At 67.5% G+C, this 1,302-nt stretch carries 1 protein-coding gene; it reads left to right on the top strand.

Going from position 1 to position 1,302, the window contains the following annotated elements; translation table 11 throughout:
- Positions 1-45: 45 nt before the first annotated feature.
- Entirely contained in the window at positions 46-1,269 is a 1,224-nt protein-coding gene (locus MZC64_RS47460) for an IS30 family transposase (RefSeq protein WP_308301150.1), read from the top strand.
- The last annotated feature ends 33 nt before the right edge of the window (positions 1,270-1,302 follow it).

The following is a 1,302-nucleotide window of genomic DNA, read 5'->3' as shown; positions in this document are numbered from 1 at the left end:
GGTGGTTTCTAGGGGTCGTTGCATCGTCTGAGGTCAGGAAGCACGATGACCTTCCCGATCCGCCCCGACCGCACACCTCACGGCTGTGCCCCGCTACTGGCCGAACGTGCTGAATACTTCCGGCTGGTGAACCTCGGGCACAGCAACCGGCAGGCCTGCCACCACATCGGCATCCATCCCAGCACCGGCAACCGCTGGCGCAACGGCCGCAGCCCCTCCTGCGGCCGGCCGGCCCTGCCCCCGGTCCCCGACCCCACACCCCCAGCCACGAACCCCGATGGCCCCAGCCGGTATCTGACCCTGCCCGAACGCCTCCACATCGCCGATCTGCTCCGCCAGGACACCCCCAGCCCCCAGATCGCCACCACACTGGGACGGCACCGGACAACCATCACCCGGGAGATCACCCGCAACCGCGACCCCCACACCCACAACTACCAGCCCTACCGGGCCCATGACCGCGCCCTGCAACGCCTGCCCCGCCCCAAACCCGGAAAGATCGCCACCCATCCCGAACTCCGTGCCCTCATCCAGGCCGGACTCGATGAGCAGTGGAGCCCGCAACAGATCAGCCAGACTCTCCACCGAGACTTCCCCGACCGGCCGGAGATGCAGGTGTGCCACGAAACCCTCTACCAGGCCCTCTACTGCCAGGGCCGGGGCGAGCTTCGCCGTGAACTCACCCGGGCCTTGCGCACCGGCCGCGCCCGGCGCCGCCCCCACAGCACCGGGCGCACACCCCGCTTCACCGACATGGTCATGATCAGCGACCGGCCCGCCGACATCGAGGACCGGGCGGTGCCAGGGCACTGGGAAGGCGATCTGATCCTGGGCAAAAACTCTGCCTCGGCGATCGCGACCCTGGTCGAGCGGCACACCCGCTACATTCTGCTGGCCCACCTGCCCCAGGGGCGGGACGCAATCTCAGTGCGTGATGCCCTGCTCACGGTGATGGCCACCCTGCCCGCGCAGCTGACCCAGTCACTGACCTGGGACCAAGGCGCGGAAATGGCCCGGCATCACGAGTTCACCCTGGCCAGTGACATCCCGGTCTACTTCTGTGATCCGGGCAGTCCCTGGCAGCGCGGATCCAATGAGAACACCAACGGCCTGCTCCGCCAGTATTTTCCCAAGGGCACCGACCTGTCGGTGCACACCGCCGAGGACCTCGCCCTGATCGCGCAACGACTCAACCGGAGACCACGTATGACGTTGGGCTGGGACAGTCCAGCCCAACGCATGCACACCCTGCTCACCAAGCATCGCTAGCCCACCACGATGCAACCACCACTAGAAACCGCC

This window comes from Crossiella sp. S99.2, from assembly GCF_023094165.1.
Lineage (GTDB): Bacteria > Actinomycetota > Actinomycetes > Mycobacteriales > Pseudonocardiaceae > Crossiella.
Note: the sequence above shows the minus strand (reverse complement) of the source record. Positions and strands in the feature narration are given on the sequence as shown.